This window comes from Streptomyces ossamyceticus, from assembly GCF_001418475.1.
GTDB classification, from domain to species: domain Bacteria; phylum Actinomycetota; class Actinomycetes; order Streptomycetales; family Streptomycetaceae; genus Streptomyces; species Streptomyces ossamyceticus.
The window spans coordinates 1-3,849 of sequence record NZ_LIQX01000820.1; the positions used below are offsets into that span (position 1 = coordinate 1).

The window sequence follows — 3,849 nt, forward strand, 5'->3', positions numbered from 1 at the left end:
GGACATCGAGGAGGCCGGGCAGGCGATCGGAGCCGGCAGCACGGCCGCGATCCTTCTGTACGAGAACCGCTGGGCCGCGCCCTTCGCCCGAGCGCTGCGGCGCAACGGCGCCCGGCTGGTGGCCGCCGGGAGGATTCCCGTCCAGGACCTCGTCGCGGCACTGGACTCGGTGGAAGCCGACGTGGAAGCCGACGTGGAGGCCGAGGGCAGGGCCGAGACCGGGGCCGGCACCGGTTCGTGACCGTACACAGCGCACAGCAGGAGGTGCCGATCATGCCCGGTCTCATTCGCGGCGTAGCCCGCACCGCCGTCGTCGCGGGCACGGCGACGGCGGTGTCGAACCGCGTGTCCCGGCGGCAGGCGGGCCGGTGGGCCCGGCAGGACGCCCAGGAGTACGCACCGCAACCAGCGTCCGCTCCCTACGCGGCGCAGGCTCCGCAACCCGCGGCTCAGCCGGCGGAGCTGTCCTCGGGGGACAAGATCGCCCAGTTGAAGGAGCTGGGTGAGCTGAGGGCGCAAGGGGTGCTGACCGAGGAGGAGTTCGAAAACCAGAAGCGCGCCGTTCTCGGCGGGTGACGACCAGCCATGGGCGGCCTGTGGCCGGCCAAACCACGCTCAAGTGACAGGGAGACACACCATGGCTCAGACGACACACCCACGCCGGTCCTCGTCCCGGTCCCACCAGCGCTCCGCGTCATGGGCCGGCGGGCTGGTGGCGTTCGGCGCGGTCATGCTGATGATCGGCGGCACCCTCGATGTGCTGCGCGGCATCGTGGCCATCGCCGACGACGACATCATCGTCAACACCCCGAACTACGTGTTCAAGTTCGACACGACCGGGTGGGGCTGGATCCATCTGCTGCTCGGCGCCCTGGCCGTGGTGGTCGGCGCGAGCCTCTTCAACGGCCGGACCTGGGCCCGAGCGGTCGGGGTCCTGCTCGCGGGCCTGCTCCTGATCACCAGCTTCCTGACCATCCCGTACTACCCGGTCTGGTCGCTCGTTCTGATCGCGGTCTACGGCTTCATCATCTGGGCCCTGTGCACGGTGCAGCCGCGGGGGAGATGAGGAGAGGGAAGCCCCTCCGGGGGCAGGCGCTCACTTCTTCCGGCGCCTGCTCGCACGCTTCTTCAGCTCGGCCTGGCCCCGCCTCGTCCAGTCACCTTGATGGAGATGGCAACGTGACGTCCCCTTGAGCGTCTTGTTCTGGCAGCGCCGTCCGGACGCCGTAGGCCAACCGCACTTGCCCTGCTTCCACTCACTCACGCTGTACCTCCTGGGCGGAGCCCAGGTGTGTGCTGGGTGCTCTCCTACTGGAACCCCGACAACGCCTCGCGTTGCCCCGGCAGTCGCCTTCGGGAGATTCAGTCGCGGACCGAACGGCGCGGAGATGACCGCTCACATCGGGGCGAGAGGCGCTACCGCCGGTAAGCGGTCGGCGAGCCGTGTGCCGTATGCCCCGTGGGGTGTGGCCCCCGCAGCGAACAGGTGCGGGCGGTGCGGGGCAAAACGGCTGCCCCGCGAGGGAAATCGCGGGACACTACGGGACATCCGCACCGAACCCCGAAATGAGGTGAGCCGGGGGTGCGTACACCCGTAAGTGACCCCATGAAGATCGGCCCGTACAAGATCGTGGGCCGACTCGGCTCCGGAGGGATGGGCTGGGTCTATCTCGGCCGGTCGCCCGCCGGCCGCGAGGTCGCGGTCAAGGTCGCCCGGCCGGAACTCGCGGCGGAACCCGAGTTCCGTGAACGTTTCGCGCGGGAGGTCGCCGCCGCCCGCGTGGTCAGCGGCGCGTACACCGCCGCCGTCGTCGACGCGGACCCCGACGCCGAACTGCCCTGGCTGGCCACCCTGTACGTCCCCGGCCCCTCCCTCGCCGAGGCGGTCCGCGCGGACGGGCCCCTCCCCGAGGCCCAGGTGCGCCCCCTCGGCGCCGGGCTCGTCGAGGCACTCCAGGCCATCCATGCCGCCAAGGTCGTCCACCGCGACCTCAAGCCCGCGAACGTCCTGCTGGCGAGCGACGGCCCCCGCGTCATCGACTTCGGCATCTCCCGCGTGGACGGTGCTCCGGGGCTGACCCGCGTCGGTGTCGTCGTCGGGACACCGCCGTTCATGTCGCCGGAGCAGATACGCGGCGCCGCGGTCGGGCCGCCGAGTGATGTCTTCTCCCTCGGCGGCGTACTCGTGTACGCGCTCACCGGGCGTCCCCCGCACGGCGGCGGGGAAGGGGTGCGGGTCGAGGTCGTACGCGGGAAGCCGCAGCTCGACGGTGTGCCGGAGGGGCTGCGGCCCCTCATCACGCGCTGCCTGGCCAAGCGGCCCGAGCAGCGCCCGCAACTCGCGGAGATCCTGGCGGAGTTGGTCATGGAGCAGCCGACGGTGGCCGCCTGGCCGCCGCCCCAGGTCGCCCGGACCATCGAGGTGCGGTACGAGGAGCTGAAGGAACGTCACCTGCGGCGCACCACCAGCGAGTCCGTGCCCTCCTGTCTGCTGCTGCACGCCCAGGCGCTGCTCGACGCCGGGTTGACCGATGCCATGGTCGCCGAGGCGGTGGTCCGTGACGGTGCCTGACTCCTACCCGAACCGCGACTCCTACCCCGGACCAGGCCGGGACTCCTACCCCGGTCGTGACTCCTACTCCGGTCGCGAGTCGTATGCGGGGCGGGCCGAGATCTACGACCTCGGGACGCACTGGCGGCAACTCGTGCAGAACTGGGTGGCACGGCGGAATTACCACACGGTCCACGACACCGTGTCCGTCTCCCTGCAATTCGATCTCCGCGAGGCGGGGCGGACGGTCACGGTCAGATTCATGACGACCAAGAAACTCCTCGTCGCCTTCGCCACGGACGGGAATTTCCTGCGGCAGGACCAACTCGCCATCGCCGCCGCCGCTTCGAACGCGTGGAATACCGAGCAATTGAACCCCATGCTGTCCGTGTGGGACGTACGGGGGCCGCGTCCGTGCCTCGCCGGCGTCTGTGATCTCCCGCTGACCTGTCGTATCACCCAGGCCGACTTCGATGCCTTGGCCAATGACTGGGTGGAACGGGCGCGGCAGATGTTCAGTCGTTGTCACCAGGTGTTCAAGTTGTAGAAGTGAAACGCAAGGCGATCGACAATTGCCGGAAGTCGCCCGGTGGAATTCTCCAAACCCTTCCGGCCACCCTGTTGCCTGCTCCAGTATGGGACGGGTCTTTCAGGGCCGCGGGGGCGTGCCTTTCAGGCCACGGGGGGTTGGTGCGATGGGTGCCGTCAGGCGTTTGTCCTCGTTCGCTGTACTCATGGGGGTGTGGGTCGCCGCGGTGCCGCTGATGTCACCGGTCGCGGCGGCCGACTCCTGCGACGACAGCAGCTTCGGCGAGCAGGTGACGTGTGGGGCCGCGCTGATTCCCAAGGGGGCCGTCGTCATCACGCTCGACGGTCCGCTGGACTACAGGAAACTCAGCGAGGCGCAGCGTGCGAGCCTGGAGAACCTGCGCAAGGACACCAACCCGCTTGTCGTGCAGGTGCCCAAGGGCATTTCGACCGGCGAGGGTGGCACGGCTCTGCTCCTCATGGCCGACGGCCGGCTCGTCGATCCCGACGCCACGATCGACCCGCTGGGGCCGGACGCGCTGACCGTCCTGACGGACGCAGGGGTCTGCGAGAACAAGGACCTGTGCGACTCGGTCAACAGCGGTCCGAGCGGAAAGCAGTTCATCGACAAGGGGTTCGCCGCCGACTACTCCGACCACGTCTTCGCCATCAAACCCGTGGAGACCGACCTCACCACCAAGACTCCGGGCTCCAGCGACTCCGACGACAAGAACAGCAAGGACGACCAGGCCAAGGGCGGCAAGGGCGGC

4 protein-coding genes and 2 pseudogenes are annotated in these 3,849 nt (G+C 69.3%); all 6 read left to right on the forward strand.

Features of this window, described 5'->3' with window-relative positions; genetic code table 11:
- Positions 1-241 (forward strand): annotated as a pseudogene (locus AOK15_RS39275) (hypothetical protein); the annotation flags it as partial.
- Between the two features lie 32 nt (positions 242-273).
- The gene (locus AOK15_RS39280; protein ID WP_055523795.1) at positions 274-576 is read left to right on the forward strand and encodes an SHOCT domain-containing protein; all 303 of its coding nucleotides are present in this window, start codon (positions 274-276) and stop codon (positions 574-576) included.
- Positions 577-637: 61 nt separating this feature from the next.
- Positions 638-1,066: a DUF7144 family membrane protein gene (locus AOK15_RS39285; protein ID WP_055523790.1), complete on the forward strand. Its 429-nt coding sequence runs from the start codon at positions 638-640 to the stop codon at positions 1,064-1,066.
- Between the two features lie 516 nt (positions 1,067-1,582).
- A complete protein-coding gene (locus AOK15_RS39290; RefSeq protein ID WP_055523792.1) occupies positions 1,583-2,572 on the forward strand; it encodes a serine/threonine-protein kinase in 990 nt (329 codons plus the stop codon).
- Entirely contained in the window at positions 2,559-3,098 is a 540-nt protein-coding gene (locus AOK15_RS39295) for a hypothetical protein (RefSeq protein WP_205632303.1), read from the forward strand. Before AOK15_RS39290 ends, AOK15_RS39295 begins: the two co-directional genes overlap by 14 nt.
- A 187-nt stretch (positions 3,099-3,285) precedes the next feature.
- Positions 3,286-3,849, forward strand: a pseudogene (locus tag AOK15_RS39300) (hypothetical protein); the annotation flags it as partial.

What these genes read in the sequence shown, in the direction of transcription:
- AOK15_RS39285 (WP_055523790.1), top strand. Translation starts at nt 638, where the DNA reads ATGGCTCAGACGACACACCCACGCCGGTCCTCGTCCCGGTCCCACCAG.
- AOK15_RS39280 (WP_055523795.1), top strand. Translation starts at nt 274, where the DNA reads ATGCCCGGTCTCATTCGCGGCGTAGCCCGCACCGCCGTCGTCGCGGGC.